The sequence below is a fragment of the Pseudomonas sp. Fl4BN1 genome (assembly GCF_009908285.1).
Classification (GTDB): Bacteria; Pseudomonadota; Gammaproteobacteria; order Pseudomonadales; family Pseudomonadaceae; genus Aquipseudomonas.
This window is the reverse complement of the sequence record NZ_JAAARM010000009.1, coordinates 159,345-176,803: the sequence shown is the minus strand read 5'-3', so window position 1 is coordinate 176,803 and position 17,459 is coordinate 159,345. Positions and strand designations below refer to the sequence as shown.

General features: G+C 62.8%; 16 protein-coding genes. 7 read left to right on the top strand and 9 right to left on the bottom strand.

Annotation, left to right across the window (positions count from 1 at the left end):
• The first annotated feature begins 9 nt into the window (after nt 1-9).
• From GV818_RS13020 to thrS, 5 genes are read left to right on the top strand one after another with little or no spacing between them, the layout of a single operon-like run.
• Nucleotides 10-894 carry a metal ABC transporter substrate-binding protein gene (locus GV818_RS13020; protein WP_161776732.1) on the top strand — a complete coding sequence of 295 codons (885 nt, stop codon included), beginning with the start codon at nt 10-12 and terminating at the stop codon, nt 892-894.
• The gene (gene hisI, locus GV818_RS13015) at nt 891-1,334 is read left to right on the top strand and encodes a phosphoribosyl-AMP cyclohydrolase (RefSeq protein WP_161752619.1); all 444 of its coding nucleotides are present in this window, start codon (nt 891-893) and stop codon (nt 1,332-1,334) included. The genes GV818_RS13020 and hisI overlap by 4 nt, the downstream gene beginning before the upstream one ends.
• Nucleotides 1,324-1,884, top strand: a complete 561-nt coding sequence (locus GV818_RS13010) for a carbonate dehydratase (protein WP_161752617.1) — start codon at nt 1,324-1,326, stop codon at nt 1,882-1,884. The genes hisI and GV818_RS13010 overlap by 11 nt, the downstream gene beginning before the upstream one ends.
• A gap of 2 nt (nt 1,885-1,886) precedes the next feature.
• Nucleotides 1,887-3,221: a dihydroorotase gene (locus tag GV818_RS13005; protein ID WP_161776731.1), complete on the top strand. Its 1,335-nt coding sequence runs from the start codon at nt 1,887-1,889 to the stop codon at nt 3,219-3,221.
• Between the two features lie 30 nt (nt 3,222-3,251).
• Nucleotides 3,252-5,141 (top strand): threonine--tRNA ligase, encoded by a 1,890-nt coding sequence (gene thrS / locus GV818_RS13000; protein WP_161776730.1) that lies wholly within the window; start codon nt 3,252-3,254, stop codon nt 5,139-5,141.
• Between the two features lie 4 nt (nt 5,142-5,145).
• Here the strand turns inward: thrS and GV818_RS12995 are convergent, their stop codons facing one another.
• Complete coding sequence (locus tag GV818_RS12995; RefSeq protein ID WP_161752611.1) at nt 5,146-5,670, bottom strand: DUF3617 domain-containing protein; 525 nt, start codon at nt 5,668-5,670, stop codon at nt 5,146-5,148.
• 131 nt (nt 5,671-5,801) lie between these two features.
• On the opposite strand from GV818_RS12995, the gene cls reads away from it, so the two are divergent.
• A complete protein-coding gene (gene cls / locus GV818_RS12990) occupies nt 5,802-7,241 on the top strand; it encodes a cardiolipin synthase (RefSeq protein ID WP_161752609.1) in 1,440 nt (479 codons plus the stop codon).
• A 9-nt stretch (nt 7,242-7,250) separates the two neighbouring features.
• On the opposite strand, the gene cfaB is transcribed toward cls, so the two are convergent.
• The 8 genes from cfaB to hflK (GV818_RS12950) all read right to left on the bottom strand — a co-directional run bounded on the left by cfaB (nt 7,251) and on the right by hflK (GV818_RS12950) (nt 16,582).
• Entirely contained in the window at nt 7,251-8,438 is a 1,188-nt protein-coding gene (gene cfaB, locus GV818_RS12985; RefSeq protein ID WP_161752607.1) for a C17 cyclopropane fatty acid synthase CfaB, read from the bottom strand.
• A gap of 84 nt (nt 8,439-8,522) precedes the next feature.
• Nucleotides 8,523-9,311, bottom strand: a complete 789-nt coding sequence (locus GV818_RS12980; RefSeq protein ID WP_161776729.1) for an HvfC/BufC N-terminal domain-containing protein — start codon at nt 9,309-9,311, stop codon at nt 8,523-8,525.
• The gene (gene bufB, locus GV818_RS12975; protein ID WP_161776728.1) at nt 9,302-10,147 is read right to left on the bottom strand and encodes an MNIO family bufferin maturase; all 846 of its coding nucleotides are present in this window, start codon (nt 10,145-10,147) and stop codon (nt 9,302-9,304) included. The genes GV818_RS12980 and bufB overlap by 10 nt, the downstream gene beginning before the upstream one ends.
• 64 nt (nt 10,148-10,211) lie before the next feature.
• A complete protein-coding gene (gene bufA2 / locus GV818_RS12970; protein WP_161752601.1) occupies nt 10,212-10,463 on the bottom strand; it encodes a BufA2 family periplasmic bufferin-type metallophore in 252 nt (83 codons plus the stop codon).
• Nucleotides 10,464-10,639: 176 nt separating this feature from the next.
• Nucleotides 10,640-12,544, bottom strand: a complete 1,905-nt coding sequence (locus GV818_RS12965) for a heavy metal translocating P-type ATPase (RefSeq protein ID WP_161776727.1) — start codon at nt 12,542-12,544, stop codon at nt 10,640-10,642.
• A complete protein-coding gene (gene hflK / locus GV818_RS12960) occupies nt 12,541-13,599 on the bottom strand; it encodes a protease modulator HflK (RefSeq protein WP_161752597.1) in 1,059 nt (352 codons plus the stop codon). Before hflK (GV818_RS12960) ends, GV818_RS12965 begins: the two co-directional genes overlap by 4 nt.
• Nucleotides 13,596-14,630, bottom strand: a complete 1,035-nt coding sequence (hflC, locus tag GV818_RS12955; protein WP_161776726.1) for a protease modulator HflC — start codon at nt 14,628-14,630, stop codon at nt 13,596-13,598. The genes hflK (GV818_RS12960) and hflC overlap by 4 nt, the downstream gene beginning before the upstream one ends.
• Nucleotides 14,627-16,582 carry a protease modulator HflK gene (hflK, locus tag GV818_RS12950; RefSeq protein WP_161776725.1) on the bottom strand — a complete coding sequence of 652 codons (1,956 nt, stop codon included), beginning with the start codon at nt 16,580-16,582 and terminating at the stop codon, nt 14,627-14,629. Before hflK (GV818_RS12950) ends, hflC begins: the two co-directional genes overlap by 4 nt.
• A gap of 244 nt (nt 16,583-16,826) precedes the next feature.
• Here hflK (GV818_RS12950) and GV818_RS12945 point away from each other — a divergent pair, with 244 nt between their 5' ends.
• On the top strand, nt 16,827-17,450 hold the full coding sequence (locus tag GV818_RS12945; protein WP_161752591.1) for a CDP-alcohol phosphatidyltransferase family protein: 624 nt from the start codon (nt 16,827-16,829) through the stop codon (nt 17,448-17,450).
• Nucleotides 17,451-17,459 lie beyond the last annotated feature (9 nt).

Below are 17,459 nucleotides of genomic sequence, written 5' to 3'. Positions count from 1 at the left end.
TGTTTCCCGATGCGCGCTCTACTCGTGCTGTTCAGCCTGCTGTTGCCGCTGTCGCTGTCGACCGCCCACGCTGCGGACAAACTTGCCGTGGTCACCAGTTTCAGCATCCTCGCCGACATGACCCGCCAGGTCGGTGGTGAGCATGTGCAGATCACCAACCTGGTGGGCGCCGATGAAGACGCCCACACCTACGAACCAAGTCCGGATGACGCCAAGGCCCTGCTCAAGGCCCGGCTGATCATCAAGAACGGCCTGGGCTTCGAGCCCTGGCTGGATCGCCTGGTGGCCAGTACCGCCACCAAGACTGCGCTGATCACTGCCAGCCGCGGGGTGATTCCACGGACCCTGGAGGAAGACGGCGAAAGCATTCCCGACCCTCACGCCTGGCACAACCTGGCCAACAGCGAACTCTATGTGAACAACATCACCAAGGCGCTGATCGCAGCCGACCCGGCCCATCAGGCCGACTACCAGCGCAACAGCCAGGCTTACCTGAAACAGATCTATCACCTGCTGGCCGAAGCCAAGGCCAAGCTCGGCTCGCTGCCCCCTGGCAACCGCAAGATCGTCACCTCCCACGATGCCTTCGGCTACCTGGGCCAAGCCTACGGTATCGACTTCATGGCGCCCCAGGGCTTGTCCACCGAGCGTGAGCCATCGGCCGCCGAAGTCGCGGCGCTGATCACCCAGATCCGCAACGCCAAGGTCAAGGCAGTGTTCATGGAGAACATCAAGGACGCACGCCTGCTCAAGCAGATCGCCGAAGAAAGCGGTGCCCATATCGGTGGCACCTTGTACTCCGACGCCCTCTCGGCCAGCGGCCCGGCCAGCACCTTCACCGGGCTGTTCGAATACAACCTCAATACCTTGTACGAGGCCTTGAGCCAGCCATGATCCGACGCCCGCCGCTGTCGATGCTGGACCTGGAAAGCGCCGCCATCGGTAGCCGCTGGCCACTGACTGCCGTGCTCGATGCCCTGCCCTGGAACAGCGATGGGCTGATCGCCGCCATCGCCCAGCAACACGACAGCGGCGAGGTGCTGATGCTGGCCTGGATGAACCGCCGGGCCCTGGCCGAAACCCTGGCCAGCGGCCAGGCCTGCTACTGGTCGCGTTCGCGCCAGTGCCTGTGGCGCAAGGGTGAAAGCTCCGGGAACCGGCAGCGCCTGGTCGAAGCGCGCCTGGACTGCGATGGCGATGCCGTGTTGCTGCAAGTCGACCAGTACGGCCCTGCCTGCCACACCGGCCGCCCCAACTGTTTCTACAACGCCATTCGCGATGGCGCGGTGGAAGTCATCAGTTCCCCCATGAAGGACCCGCGCCATGATTCGTAAAAACCCTTCCGGTGACCTGCCGGTGATCGCCGAATCCGCTTACGTGGACAAGACCGCAATCATCTGCGGCAAGGTGGTCATCGGCGACAACGTCTTCGTCGGCCCCTACGCAGTAATCCGCGCTGACGAGGTGGACGCCTCCGGGCAGATGGAAGCTATCACCATTGGCGCCAACTCGAACATCCAGGACGGCGTGGTAATCCACTCCAAATCCGGCGCAGCGGTAACCATCGGCCAACACACTTCCATCGCCCACCGCTCCATCGTCCACGGCCCCTGCGTGGTCGGCGACCGAGTGTTCATCGGTTTCAACAGCGTGCTGTTCAACTGCGTAGTCGGCGACGGCAGCGTGGTCCGGCACAACTCGGTGGTGGACGGCCGCGATTTGCCCAAGGGTTTCTATGTGCCCTCCACCACCCGGATCGGCCCCAAGACCGACCTCGGCCAATTCCCTCCGGTGAGCGTCAGCGCATCGGAGTTTTCCGAAGACGTGGCCCGCACCAACGTCGACCTGATCCGCGGCTACAAGGCCCTGCAGAACGAGTTTTAAGCATGAGTCGAATCCTCATTCGCAATGCCCGCCTGGTCAATGAAGAACGCGTGTTCGACGCCGACCTGCTGGTGCGCAACGGCCGTATCGAAACCATTGGCAGCCTCGATCACCTCAGCGCCGAATTGGAAATCGATGCCCAGGGCCAGTGGCTGCTGCCGGGAATGATCGACGACCAGGTGCATTTTCGTGATCCCGGGGCGCCGGAAAAAGGCAGCCTGTACAGCGAGTCGCGGGCAGCGGTGGCCGGCGGCATCACCAGTTTCATGGACATGCCCAACACCTCGCCGGCGACCCTGACCCTGGACGCCCTCAACGACAAGAAGCGCCGCGCGGCGGTCGCCTCAGTGGCCAACTACGGCTTTCACTTTGGCGTCAGCAACGACAACCTCGACACCATCGCCGCCCTCGATCCCACCCAGGTAGCCGGGGTCAAAGTGTTCATGGGAGCCTCCACCGGCAACATGCTGGTAGACGATCCTCTGGTACTGGATCGGTTGTTTCGCCAAGTACCCACCATCCTCCTGGCCCACTGCGAACACACCCCGAGCATCCAGGCCAGGCAACAGCGCTGGCAGCAACTCTATGGCGAGCAGATTCCCGCCGCCGCCCACCCGCGGATCCGTGATGCCGAGGCCTGCTACCGCTCCTCGTCCCTGGCCGTGGAACTGGCGAAGCAACACGGCACCCGCCTGCACGTCCTGCACCTGACCAGCGCCCGGGAACTGGCGCTGTTCGAGGACCGGCCCCTGGCCGAGAAACGCATCACTGCCGAAGTCTGCCTGCACCACCTGCTGTTCGATGAACGCGACTACTCGCGCCTTGGCCACCTGATCAAATGCAACCCGGCGATCAAGACCCAGGCCGATCGCGATGCCCTGCGCCAGGCCCTGAACAGCCATCGCCTGGACGTCATCGGCACCGACCACGCGCCCCACACCTGGGAGCAGAAGCAGTTGTCCTACACCCGCGCGCCTTCCGGCCTGCCGCTGGTGCAACACGCGTTGCCGGCGCTGCTGGAACTGGTGGCTGATCAGCTACTGCCCCTGACCACCCTGGTGGCCAAGACCAGCCACCGAGTGGCCGATCTGTTCGCGATTCCCGACCGCGGCTACCTGCGCGAAGGCTACTGGGCCGATCTGGTGCTGATCCGCGCCGAGCCTGAAGGCATGGCCGTGGACAGCCAGCCGATCCTCGCCCACTGCGGCTGGACACCCTTCGCCGGCCAACGCTTGCGCCATAGCGTCAGCACCACCCTGGTATCGGGCCAGCTCGCCTGGCACCAGGGCCGCCTGTACGACGACTGCCAGGGCCTGCCCCTGCGCTTCAACCGCTAACCCCACACGCCTTACCAAGGACCACTGAAGATGATCCGCATCACCCTGCCTGATGGCTCGTACCGTGAGTACGACCAGCCGTTGTCCGTGTTCGAGGTGGCCGCCAGCATCGGCAGCGGCCTGGCCAAAGCCGCCGTAGCCGGGCACGTCGATGGCCGTTTGGTGGACTGCGACTATCTGCTGGAAACGGATGCCAACCTGAGCATCGTTACCGCTCGCGATCCGCAAGGGCTGGAGGTGCTGCGCCACTCCTGTGCCCACTTGTTGGCGATGGCGGTGAAACAGCTGTATCCCTCGGCGCAGGTCGCCATCGGGCCGGTGATCGAAGACGGCTTTTTCTATGACTTTGCCTACGAGCGCCCTTTCACTCCCGAAGACCTGAGCCTGATCGAAGCGCGTATGACCAGTCTCGCCGCCACCAATCATTCGCTGCGCCGTCGGGAGCTGTCCCGCGAGCATGCATTGGAATACTTCAGCGCTCTGGGCGAGGACTACAAGGTCGAGTTGATCCGCGACCTGCCGCCGGACGCTGTGCTGTCGCTGTACCGCCAGGGGGACTTCGAGGACCTGTGCCGTGGCCCTCACGTTCGCTCCACCGGGCTACTGCGAGCCTTCAAATTGACCAAGGTGGCCGGTGCCTACTGGCGTGGCGACGCCAACAACGCGCCGCTGCAGCGGATCTACGGCACCTGCTGGGCCAACCGCCAGGATCTGGACGCCTATCTGGCCCGCCTGGAACAGGCGGCCAAGCGCGACCACCGCAAGCTGGGGCAACAACTGGACCTGTTCCATTTCGACGACTGCGCACCGGGCTCAGTGTTCTGGCACGCCAAGGGCTGGACCCTGTTCCAGCAACTGATCGGCTACATGCGCCGGCGCCAGGAACAGGCCGGCTACGAAGAAGTGAACACCCCGGACGTGATGGACCGCTGCCTCTGGGAAACCTCCGGCCACTGGCAGAACTACCGCGACCACATGTTCACCACCAGCACCGAGGACCAGCGCACCTTCGCCCTCAAGCCGATGAACTGCCCAGGCGCGGTAGCGATCTTCGGCCACCGCCTGAAGAGCTACCGCGACCTGCCGCTGCGTATCGCCGAGTTCGGCAAGGTCCACCGCTACGAACCGTCAGGTGCCCTGCACGGCCTGCTCCGGGTGCGTCACTTCACCCAGGACGACGCCCACATCTTCTGTACCCCGGAACAGATGCAAGGCGAATGCGCCAGCACCATCGCCCTGGTGTTCGATATCTACAAGGAGTTCGGTTTTGCCGAGGTGGCGGTAAAGCTCTCTACCCGCCCGGCCAACCGCATCGGCAGTGACGAAGTCTGGGACCAATTGGAAAACGCTCTGATCGGCGCCCTGCAGAGCATGCAGGTCGACTATCAGCTCAACCCGGGAGAAGGCGCCTTCTACGGCCCAAAGCTGGAGTTCGTGCTGCGGGACGCAATCGGGCGCGACTGGCAGTGCGGCACCCTGCAAGTCGACCTCAACTTGCCCGAGCGCTTCGCCATCAGCTACATCAGCGACAGCGGCGAACGTCGGCAACCGGTGATGCTGCACCGCGCACTGTTCGGCTCCCTGGAGCGCTTCATCGGCATCCTCATCGAACACTATGGCGGCGCCCTGCCCCTATGGCTGGCCCCGCAACAGGTGGTGGTGCTGAACATCAGCGAAGCCCAGGCGGATTATGCCCGGGAAGTCCGCGACACCCTGCGCCAACACGGACTGCGGGCCAGTGCCGACCTGCGCAACGAAAAGATCGGCTACAAGATCCGCGAGCACAGCCTGCAGAAAGTACCGTACCTGCTGGTGATCGGAGACAAGGAAAAGCAAGGAGGCTACGTCAGCCTGCGCAGTAGGAACGGCGAGGACCTGGGCCGCCTGACGCTGGAGCAGGCCCTGGCCCGTATCGTCTAGCCGCTTATGAGGCGCGAGGTTTTACCGTGCCGCAGTCCTGTCCCAGCCACACCGCACGGGTGTCCATGCTGCCGTTCTGCTGTAGGCCGGTGGCATTGAAGGTGCCGATCACATGGGTGGTGAACTCGCGATCACTGATGAACTTGGCCACCCCATTGCCCTGGGCTTTGGGGCAACTGAAGCGAAACTTCCACTGATTGCCGTTGCGCTCGGTGATTTGCTGCTGGCAACCCGATTGCGGGTCCTGCAGCGGAATGGTGTCGGACTGCACCTGGGCCTGGGTCAGGCACGCGCGGATGCCCTTGCCACCCATGGTCACGCCCTGCTTCTCCAACATCGCCCGCTGCTCCGGGGTCATTTGCTGCTGCAACTGGCCAAGAATCAACGACAGGTCCGGCAGGTTCTGGTCCTCGATCTTCATGTTGCTGCTGGTCAGCTCCCACAACCCCGGCTGCAGCATCTGCGCCTGCGCAACCACCGGAAGCGCCAGCCCCGCAGCCAAGGCCCAACCCAGTAAATGAAGTTTCATCGAATGACTCCTAGACAATAGTGGCCGTTAGACTTCGGCCAGGGCTCGGTGTTGCATACAGAATAAAATAGCGACTTTCGCTATAGAACATGGTCTTTTAGGGGGTGAATCTTCAGGAGCAAGGTTGCCCCATGGATTATTTCGGCCCGCACATCTTCGGCTATATCATCGCACTGCTGCATTCTCTCGGACTGATCGCCGCCATCCATGCGGTGCTTACAGTCAGGACCGCCCAAGGCGCCATCGCCTGGGCCCTGTCGTTGATGTTCATGCCGTACCTGACCCTGGTGCCCTATCTGGTATTCGGCCGCAGTACCTTCGACGCCTATATCCAGGCGCGGCGCCAGGCCAACGTGGAAATGCACAAGGCCATCAATGCCCTGAACTGGCGCCCCTGGGTCGAAGAAGCCCTGACTGCCCGGGCCTCCAAGGCCTATGCCTCACTACGCGCCATGCCCAAGCTCGGACGCATGCCCTGCCTGGCCAACAATCAGGTGCGCCTGCTGGTCAACGGCGACGCCACCTTCGAGGCGATCTTCAACGCCATCCGCCGCTCCCACAAGGCCGTGCTGATCCAGTTCTTCATCATTCACGACGACGACCTGGGCCGACGCCTGCAACGCCTGCTACTGGAGAAAGCCGCCGAAGGGGTATCGATCCACCTGCTCTACGACCGCATCGGCAGTCATTCCCTGCCCAACAGTTATGTACAGACACTGCGCGACGCCGGAGTCCAGGTCCACGCCTTCGCCACCCGCAGCGGCTGGCTCAACCGTTTCCAGGTGAACTTCCGCAATCACCGCAAGATCGTGGTAGTGGACGGCGTGCTGGGTTTTGTCGGCGGGCACAACGTCGGCGACGAATACCTGGGCAAGAAACCACCGCTGGCGCCCTGGCGCGACACCCATATCCAGGTCGCTGGCCCGGTGGTGGCCTGCCTGCAGGAATCCTTCGCCGAAGACTGGTTCTGGGCTGCACGGGAGTTGCCACCGCTGATCCTTCCGGACACTTATCCGGATGACGGCGTGCTCTGCCAATTGCTCGCCAGCGGCCCGGCCGATGCCTACGAAACCTGCTCGCTGTTCTTCGTCGAGGCGATCCACGCGGCCACCGAGCGGGTCTGGATCACCAGCCCGTACTTCATCCCCGACGAAGCCGTGTTCGCCGCTCTGCGCCTGGCGGTGCTACGGGATGTGGACGTGCGCATCCTGCTGCCGGCGCGCCCGGATCACCGCATCGTCTATGCCGCCTCCAGCCTGTTCGCCTTCGAGGCAGTCAATGCCGGGGTGCGGGTGTTCCGTTACCAGCCGGGGTTCTTGCACCAGAAGGTGGTGCTGATCGACAACGAGATCAGCGCCATTGGCAGTGCCAACCTGGACAACCGGTCGTTCCGCTTGAACTTCGAAGTGATGCTGCTGACCGTGGACGACGACTTCGCCACTGAGGTGGAGCAGATGCTGGAAGCCGACTTCGCCAAAGCGCGGGAAATCGCCAAGGAAGAAAGCCGCCAGACCCACCGCCTGCAACAACTGGGCATGCGGGTCGCGCGGCTGATTTCTCCGATTCTGTGAATGCCAGCGTCAAGGATTGTAGAGATCGTCGCGGGTCCAGGGCAGTTCATGGCTGCCGTCGGCATGGGGTTTGACCGCGAGGATCTGGTGCAGGTTGATCCAGCCCTTGGCGAACGCATAGGCGCAACCCGCCAGGTACAACCGCCAGATCCGTAATGCTTGCTGTGGAACCTGTTGGGCGGCGGCCTCGAGATTGTCTTCCAGGCGCTCGCTCCAGTGGTCCAGGGTGCGGGCGTAATGCATCCGCAGGCTCTCGACATCGACGATTTCCAGCCCGACCTCGCTGATCTGCGCCGAGATCATCGACAGGTGCGGCAGCTCACCGTTGGGGAATACGTAACGCTCGATGAAATCCCCCGCACCGCGGCCAACAGGTCGTCCGTCGATGTGCTTGGCGGTGATCCCGTGGTTCATCACCAGCCCACCCTCGCGCACCGCCTTGAACAGGGTCTGGCAATACTCCGGCAGATTGGCGTGGCCGACATGCTCGAACATACCGACGCTGACCACCTTGTCGAAGCGGCCATCCTGGGGCAGGTCGCGATAGTCCAACAGCTGCAACTCCACCAGATCGTCCAGGCCTTCGGCACTCACCCGCTCACGGGCCAGGGCCAGTTGTTCCTTGCTCAAGGTAATGCCGAACACCTTGGCGCCAAACTCACGGGCAGCGTAGCGAGCCAGCCCGCCCCAACCGCAACCGACATCCAGCAGATAGTCCCCCGGTTGCAGGCGCAGCTTGCGGCACAGGTGGCGGAATTTGGCTTGCTGGGCTTGTTCCAGGGATTCGCTGCCGGTCTCGAAGTAGGCACAGGAATAGGCCATGTCACTGTCGAGCCAGAGCTGATAAAAAGCGTTGGACAGGTCGTAATGGTAGGAAATGGCGGCGGCGTCAGTGGCTTTGTCGTGCTGTGAACGCACCGGCTGATTGTCCTCACCGTCCTCCAGCAAGGCTTGGCTCAGTTCATCGCAGACCCGGATGACTTCGCTGATGGAGCCTTCGAGCTCCAGCTTGCCTTCGACAAACGCGCCCCCCAGGGCGTCGAGGCTGGGGTGGGTGAATTGCGCCACCAATTGCGGGTCCTTGACCACAATAGTGACGTTGGGGTCCGGCCCCAGATTGAACTCATGACCGTCCCAGAGCCGCAGGCGCAAGGGCAATTGCAGATTCTGTAAGGCCGGTGGAAGTTGCACGAGCATGGAAAATCCCCCTTGTTTCAGACGTCTGAAATGAGGGTAGACCATCCTAGAAAACTAGCTGGCTATCGATCTGATAGCGGTTTTCTATGATTCACTGCGCATAACCAGGCCGTCTTCGACCCACTGTTTCAGCCAGGTAACCGCCTGCAGCGGGGCCCCCTCGGCATAAATGACGGCCAGTTCGGCGCAGAGCTCCGCAAAATTCCAACGCTCTTCAATCATGCCTTTCAATGCCCATGTCTCCTCGGTCGACAGGCTGCGGTAGCGACAGACTCGCTCCACTCGCCAGACCAGACAAAGCTGCTCTTCGTCGAGCAAGGCACTGGCGGGGAAATCCGCCTGATCCTTGACCGCTCGCCACTGCGCCACACTGTTATAGCGACAGCCGAGCCACTGCACACAAGGCGCCAGCCCCAGTTGCAGCAACGGCCATTCCTCGGCATCCAGGGTCGCCATGGTCGACACCGTCAGTACCTCAGCCTCGACGGCGTCGAATGCCAGGGTAAAGGCCCACTCCAATCGCGCCAGTTCCGCCAGGGGTGCGCCCTGCTCCGCCACCAGATGACCGAGGATGAACTCGGCAAAACCCTGCCCCAGCCAACGCAGGCTGAAATGCCGGGACGGCGATTGACGTATGTAAGCGGCGGCCAGGGCTTCAAACTCTTCATCCCCGAGCCAATACAAAATCGCCGGGAAGTCCGTGACCATGACCTCCAGCAGCCGCGCCCGATAAGCGTTGTGATAAATCGCCAGGCCGGTGCCAACATCCAGGGTCGGGCCGCCGATCAGGCTGTCACCCAACACAGCGTCCGCCTGGGGCTGGACTCCCAACAGATAGGCCTCAAAGGTCAATTGCCAGTCGTTCAGGCGCATTGCTGTCTCCCGGCCAGGGTCTGCCGGCCCAGGTCACGCGCCTTGTGCAATTCGGCGAGCAACTCGTCCAGGGGCGGAAAATGATCGTCACGCTCCAGTAGGGTCGCCACGGGTCCCAGGTGTTCGAGTGTCCTCTGATACAACTCCCAGACCGGATCGCACACTGGATGGTCATGGGTGTCGATCACATAGTCGCCATAGTCCTGGTGCCCAGCCAAATGCAGTTGCCGCACTCGCTGAGCCGGCAAGCCCTGGATGAACTGCCAGGGATCGAAACCATGATTGCGCGAACTGACGTAAACATTGTTTACGTCCAGCAACAGCTCACAGCCGCTGAGTTGGCTCAAGGCGGCAAGAAACTCCCACTCGCTGAACTGATCCGCCGCTGCACGCACATAGCTGGAAACGTTCTCCAACACCAGCGGACGCTCCAGCAACTCCTGCACCTGGCGCACCCGGTCCGCCACGTAATGCAGGCTCTCTTCGGTGTAGGGTAATGGCAGCAGGTCGTGCAACTGATGGGCGTTGCCACGGCTCCAGCACAGATGATCGGAAATCCATGCCGGGCCAACCCGCTTGGCCAGTTGCTTGAGCTGGCCCAGGTAATCCCGATCCAGGGCATGGGGGCCGCCAATCGACAGCGACACTCCGTGCATCACGATCGGATAACGCTCGGCGATGGCGTCCAGGTAATACAGGGCCTTGCCGCCCTGGACCATGAAGTTCTCGGACACCACTTCGAACCAGTCGATGTCCGGTGCTTCATCGAGAATCTGCTGATAGTAGGCACTGCGCAAACCCAGGCCGTAGCCCAGGCTTGAAGGGAAATCAGACATCGTGAACTCCTTGCAAAGTGGCCGCAGCGGTCGTCAATCCACTGCGGCAGCACTCGATCGCCGCTTACTCGCCGACTTTGCCGCCTGCTTTGTCGCACGCCGCCTGAGTCATGGCCTTGAAACCCTGACCTTTGCAGGCGCCCATGCCTTTACAGGCGTGGTCTTTAGTCTTGCAGTCGTTCTGGCCTTTGCAAGCGTTGACGCCGTAACAATGAACTTGGGCATCAGCGGCCGACGCTTGAGTGACAACACCAGCAAACATAGTGGCGGCAGCGAAAGCCAAGGCGGCGCCGGCAACGGTTTTTTTCATGTTCATTTTTATTTCCTCAATAGTCGCAGGGGGTTGGCGGGACGCTTGTTCAATCCCGTCCTAGCACTAGAGAGAGGAGGACTCCCGGCGTTACAGCCGGGATGAAAAAAAACTACAGGCGAGCAACCGACTCACAAAAAAACCAGCACCGGCGAGCGCTGGCTTGCCGACGAACGTCGTCTTCACAGCTTCAACAGCGGCTCCTGGAACCGCAACAACCGTCCGGCATTGCCCAGCACCAGCAAAGTGCTGAGGTTGTGCAACACCGCAGCGATCATCGCCCCCGCCGCTCCCAGCCAGCCAAAGGCGGCAAAGGCGACAATGGCCAGGGTCCAGCCCAGGCCGATGATCACGTTGACCTGCAAGGTGCGCCGGCATTCACGACTCAAGCGCACGCAGGTTCCCAAGCGCCGCAGGTCGCTGCCGATCAGCACCACATCGGCCGAAGCCAGGGCGATATCCGCGCCACCGGCGCCCATCGCGACGCCCACCACCCCAGCCTTGAGCGCCAGGGAATCGTTGATGCCGTCTCCCACCACCATCGGCCGGAAGCCCTTGTCGATTTCCCCCAGCACCCGCTGGAGCTTGTCTTCCGGCAAGGCCTGGGCCTCGACATCGCTGATGCCCACTTCCTGCGCCAGACTGTCCGCGACACTTTGCCGGTCGCCGGTCAGCAGCAACTGGCGACCCAGCCCCAGCTCACGCAATTCCTCCAGCGCTTGCTGGGCTTCGGGTTTGACGCTGTCCGCCAGCAGCAGCCAGCCGAGGAACTCGCCATTGAGCGCCAGGCCGGCAATCGGCCCGTCATGCCCCGGGACAGGGCGGGTGTTGATTGCCAACTGGGCAAACAACTCCGGACGCCCTAAAGCGGCCTCGCCTTGTTCGGTACGCGCCACCACGCCGAGCCCCTGGCGCTCATGGATATCACGCAGTGACCACTGCTGATCCTGGCTCACCAGCCCGGCCAACGCTCGGCTTACCGGGTGACTGCTAGCCGAGCCCAGGCTGGCGGCGAGGGCGAGCATCGCCCGTTGATCCTCCTGGGCAGTGTCGATGGCTTGCAGGCGCAGGGTGCCGAAAGTCAGGGTGCCGGTCTTGTCCACCACCAATGAAGTCAGGTCCGCCAACTCTTCGAGAAACGCCGAACTGCGGATCAGGATGCCGTGGCGCGCCGCTACGGCGATCCCGGCAATCGCCGTGGCCGGCGCCGACAACACCAGGGCACAGGGACAGGCCGCCACCAGCACGGCAAGCATGGCCTGGGCATCATTGGTGATGAACCAGGTCACCGCCGCCAACAACAGCACCAGCACCAGATAGCTGCCGGCGTAACGCTCCAGCAGACGGGTGATGGGCGGCTTGGCCCGTTCGGCGCTTTGCATCAGGGCGATCACCTTGCCCAGGGTCGACTCTTCGCCGGTACGGGTCACCTCCAGGCGCAACAGGCCGTCGAGATTGATCGCCCCGCCGAACACCTGCATGCCCACCGCGGCTTCCAGGGGCACCGACTCACCGGTGATCGGCGCGGTATCCAGGCTCGCCTGGCCGGACACCACCACACCATCGGCGGGCACCCGGTCACCGGCGCGAACCTCCACCAGGTCCCCGGCCTTGAGGGTGGCATTGTCCACCTCCAGCACACTGCCATCGGCCTGGACCCGACGCGCCTGACTGCGGGTCAAACGGCCCAGGGCATCAATGGCTTCCTGGGAGCCGATCACACTGCGCTCCTCCAGCACATGGCCGAAGATCATGATGATCGGCAGCAAGGCGGCGGTCAGCAGATCACCGGTGGCCCAGGCACCGAGCATGGCCAGGGCAATCAGTTGATCGGTGATGCCGTGCAGGCTCGGATAACGCAGGCTGAACCAGGCCGAGCGCATCACCGGCACGGCCACCAGCAGCGAGGCGACACCCAGTAGCAATTGACTGACGCCGACCTGCTCCGGGGCCAACCAGCGCCACACCAGCCCAAGCCCCAGCAACCCCAGGGCCAGCATCGCCAGGGTCAACTGACGCGCAGCACTGCATTGCTCGGTCGAAGTCAGCATGCTGACCGGGGCCGTCCCTTGGCGAGAAACTGTCATTGTTCGGCTCCCTGAATGATCAGGCGGGAATCGTCTTTGGGATTGACCGTAGTCACCGAGCCGGCCTGGCCGAGAATCTTCGGCAAACGCTCGCGGTAGATACGCAAGAGCATTTGCGGATCGGTACCGTTGCGTTGCGCCTGGGCCAGGCTCTGTACGGTGGCGGTCTGGGCCTGGGCCAGGGCTAGACGCTCACTGGCTTGGGCATGAGCCACTTGCAGGCTGTGGTCAGCTTGTTGATTGGCACCCTGAGTGAGTTTCTCAGCCTCGGTGCGGGCATTGGCCACGGCCTTGTCGGCTTGCTGGCTGGCGGTCAGTACCGCGTTGAAGGCGCTCACCGCCGGGCCGGGCAGACTCGATTGCACATCCACCCGTGTCACCTCGACACCAATGCCCTGACCACTGGCGGTCAACTGCGCCAGGCGCTGATTGATGCTTTGCAGCAGATCACCACGTAAACGCTCACGACGTTCAGCGGCCTGATTGTCGCTGCCGATCAACTCCGGACGTGCCACCAGGATGGTGTCCAGATCCCGGGCCGCAGTCAGTGCTAGCGCGCTGCGGGTCACCAAGCGGTCGAGGGCCGGCAGCACATGCTCGCCCTGCAAGACATAAGCGTAGGGCTCACTGACCTTGTAGAACACCCGTACATCGAGTTGCACGACACCGGCATCACCGGTAAGCAAATAACCCGATCCGGCCAGGGCATCACTCAAGGGCGTGGCCAGGCTCGCCAACCGATCGCCCTCCAAGGCCGCGTCGGAACGCAGCAGACCCTCAACCCGACGCTCCAAAACCCGGTCTGCAGCAGGCAGCAATATCACTTGCTCAAAGGGACGGGGCCAGGCCAACAGCAACCCGGCATTCTGCACCCGTTGCAGCGCGCCAAAGTGCAAAACCAGCGCCCGGTCTTGCGGATCGATCTGCCGCACATTGGACACCGCCCAAGCCAGCGCAGCCAGCACGGTTACCGCATACAGCGCGATAAACGCCAGGCGCCCGGCCTGAATCCACGGGCTGCCCAGCTCATTTGTTCCACGTGGAACCTTATTCATGGCTGCGATCCAGGCGCTTTATTGGGCAAGCTCGGCGGGCCATCCACCAGCACCCGGAACGGCGCCGCATCGGTGCGCAGGATCAGTTTGGTGCCCGGTGTCACCACCGTTTCCAGAGTGTCGAGGGAGCGCAGCAGGTTATACAGCTGCGGTGAGCTGGCGTAGGCACGACCATAAATCTGCGCCGCTTCAACCCGGGATTGCGCCTCGATATCTGCCGCTTTCACCGTGGCATTGGCCTGGACTATCCGCGCGTCGCGCTCGGCGGCGGAGCGGATCTGTGCCGCTTCACGCTTGCCGATGGCCGTGCGCTCAGTGGCGATGGTTTCTCGCTCGGCGCGCATCCGATCCACGGTTGCGGTCAGGGTCACCGAGGGCAGGGTCAAGCGCTCGATGCCAACCTGTACCACTTGCACTCCGTAAGTGGAGAGCAGTTGTTGATCGATCTGTTTGCGCAGCTGCGCTTCAAAGTCGGCGATTCGGACCTTGCCGGCATCGGTATTCACCAGATCCGCCAGATCGAAACTACTGGCGGTGGTTTCCAGCGCCGAGCCGACAAAGGTGCGGATCTGCCGTGCCGCTTCATCGGGCTGGTTCTGCACCGCCCGCATGAAACGCTGCACGTTGTCTGGGTCGCCCTGCACTCGCCAGGCGACGTAGGCCTGAACGATGATGCGCAGACCGTCGCGGGTGCCCACGTCCTGCAAACCGCTGGAAGTGGTGCGCAAACGCAGATCCACCGGGATCGCCGCTTCGAAAGGTGCCGGCCAGCGCCAACTCAGTCCTGGTTCCAGCAGCACTCGCGCCGGATTGCCGAAGCGAGTGATCACCGTCGCCTCTCCGGAGCGCACTTGCACCAGACTGGCGGCCGCCACGGCAAACAGCACCAGCACTACTGCCCAGCCCATGCGCCGCCAGGGAAAAGGCCCCGCCTCGCCCGGAGCACCATGATGATGGTGGTGATGCCCATGATGGTGATGATGGCCATGGTCGTGAGCGGCGTGATCGTGAGTATGGGAAGACTGGCTCAATGGTCGGCTCCTGGCTGAGCGGCTTTACGCGGCGCCACTGGGTCGGCCGGTAAGGTAAACGTACGCAGATCGAGGGTCGGCGCACTGTCGCCCCCCAGACGATGATCAAGAATCAGCAATTTGGCCTGGCTCAGGCCCTGGCTCAGCTGACTCAGGTATTGCTCAAGGACGAATGCCTGCCCCGCGCCGGCGTAGGCCTTCTGCTCGGCGGCAAACCGCAGGTCGGCGGCCTGGGCCGTGGCCTGGAGTTGATGGGCATCGGCGCGCGCCTTGTCGTTGACCACACTGGCCTGCAACTGCGCCTGGTTGGTCTGTTCGGCAGCCGCGCCGCGCTCCCGGGAAATCAGCGCCTGGGCAGCAATCTGCGCCGCCTGCACGCCGTGATAAGCATTGGCCGCACCGGCCGGCGGGTGAATGGCCTCGACCACCGTTGCAAGAATTTCCACCCCACTGTCGAGCTTGCCCAGGTCAGCCTGCACCGCTCGGCCAATGTCATCCGCCAGGCGGGTGCGGTCTTCGCCCAGAAGGCCATCGAGGGTTCGCGAGGCAAAATCGTGTACCAGTACCCGGCTGGCGGTACTGCGAATCAACGTCGGCACATCGTTGCTGTTATAGGTTGCTGCCAAGGCTGCGGCATCATCCAGGCCGATGCGGTAGACGAAGCGCACGTCCATGTTGACGATCTGGAAGCTCTGCTGCTGAGCGTTGCCGCTGGCAATCACCTGGGATTTGTCATTCACATGGCTGGCATCCCACAGGCGATTGGCGATCTGTGGCGCCGGCCCTTCGGCCGCAGCCAACTGCACCGGTTGCGGGGTATCGCCCACGCTAGTGGCCAGTTCATGGACCACGCCGTTTTCAACGCTCAGCACCCGCCCCAAAGGCCAGGGCAGGCCCACGTGCAACCCTGGGCCGAAGACTTCCACAGGCTTGCCAAAACGCTCGTAAATACCGCGATTCTGCAGCAAAATCTCATGAACACCGGTCAACAGCCAACCCACCAGCAGCACCAGGGCCAGCACGGGCAGAAAGGCCCGGCGCATGTAGGCAAAGGCCCAGATCTGCCGCAGATCGATGCCAAAACGGTTGTGTAACTCATGCTGCAGGCTGAGCAGCGGCTGCGGTGGCCAGCGCAGCATATCGGCGACAAAGCTGTGGGCCAGCAAACGCGGCTCCAGTTGTTCGCGTTGGGGGCTGAACAGTGACAACAGAGCCCGCAACAACAGCTCACCCGCCACCAGAACCGGCAGCAAGCCCATCAACACCGCCAAGCGTGCCGGCCAGAGTGCCGTGTCACTGCTGAATAACAGGCACAGCGCACTCACCAGCAAACAAACAATGGATACCCGCAACAGTTGCGCCAGGGCGCCGGCTTCCGGCCATTCCCCTGAGTGTTCCTGGGCCAGCTGCCGCTCCAGTACCAGCAGGGCAAAAGCCAGCAGCAAGGCCAGCACCGCAAACACACTGGCACTCAAGCCAAGGCCGGTGGCGGGCAACGACAGGTTGAAGACCTGCACGCCACAATAAAGGATCAGCAGCGACCAGCCGGCGAGCCACAGGGTCGGCGCACCTATCTGCTGCAACAAACGACGCCAGCGCACAGCCAGAACAGCCGAGAGACGCCCGAGAGGCTCACCCCCAGGCTCATCCATCACCTGGGGCGCTACTGCGGGCGGCGGATTGATTGCCGCTTCCCGCCAGCGGCTGACCCAGCAGGCCGATTGCAGGCCCGCCACCGCTACCAACAGCGCACAGGACAGGTTCACCAGAATCACCGGCCAGATCGTCAGCGCAGCGAACAAATCGACGAACACCGCCGACACCAGCCCCAGCACCGCCAGGCCAAACAATGCAGTGCCCCAGCGCTGCAAACGCCCAGCGTGGAACGCCGCCTGCTGGAACCGTGGCAAGGCGGCCACTTCGGCCCCCTGCGTCTCAAGATCGACTTGCATACCACCCCGCCGCTCTAGTCCGGCCTCGGGGATAGATCCCGGGCCGAAGAAATCCAAAACAATTCGTTACTGTATAACGATTCGAGTGAAATTTTTGTCGCGCGCCATGCCTTTTCATCTATTACGTGCGTCGAACACCCAGAGACCGCTGTTTGATCGTGCATAAACTTCTGATGTCAGCCCCCTGGCATTTAAGGCAATAATCCAACCCTGCCTACCGCGTGCGACAAGGAACCGTCCCATCATGCTCTCGATCTACCAGCTCAAACCGCGCTTTCAAAACTTGCTGCGGCCGTTGGTGCAGCGCTTGTACGACAACGGCACCACAGCCAATCAGATCACTGTATTGGCCGCCGTCATCTCGTTGCTGGTGGGCGCGTTGATCGCCCTGTTTGCCAGCCACACCTGGCTCTTCGCCCTGATTCCCCTGTGGATGATCCTGCGCATGGCGCTGAACGCCATCGACGGCATGCTGGCCCGGGAATTCGGCCAGCAGTCGCGCTTGGGTGCCTACCTCAACGAGCTCTGCGACGTGGTCGCCGACAGCGCCCTGATCTTGCCTTTCGCCCTGCTGCCCGACGTCAGCCTGCTACTGGTGCTGGCGGTGACCCTGCTGGCGCTGTTCAGCGAATATGCCGGCGTGCTCGGGCCGATGATCGGCGCCTCACGGCGCTACGACGGGCCCATGGGCAAAAGCGACCGCGCCTTCATCCTCGGCGTGCTGGCCACCGGCATCGCCCTGGGCTGGCTCAGTGCCCTGTGGATCAACGGTGTGCTGGCACTGGTCGCCGCGCTGCTGGTCTACACCCTGATCAACCGGGTCCGCCAGGGCCTCAAAGAAGTTCAGCACAATGCTCCCTCTGCATAAGGAAATGGC

Excerpts from the sequence above, each read along its gene's own strand:
- GV818_RS13020 (WP_161776732.1), top strand. The coding sequence starts at position 10 with ATGCGCGCTCTACTCGTGCTGTTCAGCCTGCTGTTGCCGCTGTCGCTG.
- hisI (WP_161752619.1), top strand. The coding sequence starts at position 891 with ATGATCCGACGCCCGCCGCTGTCGATGCTGGACCTGGAAAGCGCCGCC.
- GV818_RS13010 (WP_161752617.1), top strand. The coding sequence starts at position 1,324 with ATGATTCGTAAAAACCCTTCCGGTGACCTGCCGGTGATCGCCGAATCC.
- GV818_RS13005 (WP_161776731.1), top strand. The coding sequence starts at position 1,887 with ATGAGTCGAATCCTCATTCGCAATGCCCGCCTGGTCAATGAAGAACGC.
- thrS (WP_161776730.1), top strand. The coding sequence starts at position 3,252 with ATGATCCGCATCACCCTGCCTGATGGCTCGTACCGTGAGTACGACCAG.
- GV818_RS12995 (WP_161752611.1), bottom strand. The coding sequence starts at position 5,670 with ATGAAACTTCATTTACTGGGTTGGGCCTTGGCTGCGGGGCTGGCGCTT.
- cls (WP_161752609.1), top strand. The coding sequence starts at position 5,802 with ATGGATTATTTCGGCCCGCACATCTTCGGCTATATCATCGCACTGCTG.
- cfaB (WP_161752607.1), bottom strand. The coding sequence starts at position 8,438 with ATGCTCGTGCAACTTCCACCGGCCTTACAGAATCTGCAATTGCCCTTG.
- GV818_RS12980 (WP_161776729.1), bottom strand. The coding sequence starts at position 9,311 with ATGCGCCTGAACGACTGGCAATTGACCTTTGAGGCCTATCTGTTGGGA.
- bufB (WP_161776728.1), bottom strand. The coding sequence starts at position 10,147 with ATGTCTGATTTCCCTTCAAGCCTGGGCTACGGCCTGGGTTTGCGCAGT.
- bufA2 (WP_161752601.1), bottom strand. The coding sequence starts at position 10,463 with ATGAACATGAAAAAAACCGTTGCCGGCGCCGCCTTGGCTTTCGCTGCC.
- GV818_RS12965 (WP_161776727.1), bottom strand. The coding sequence starts at position 12,544 with ATGACAGTTTCTCGCCAAGGGACGGCCCCGGTCAGCATGCTGACTTCG.
- hflK (WP_161752597.1), bottom strand. The coding sequence starts at position 13,599 with ATGAATAAGGTTCCACGTGGAACAAATGAGCTGGGCAGCCCGTGGATT.
- hflK (WP_161776725.1), bottom strand. The coding sequence starts at position 16,582 with ATGCAAGTCGATCTTGAGACGCAGGGGGCCGAAGTGGCCGCCTTGCCA.
- GV818_RS12945 (WP_161752591.1), top strand. The coding sequence starts at position 16,827 with ATGCTCTCGATCTACCAGCTCAAACCGCGCTTTCAAAACTTGCTGCGG.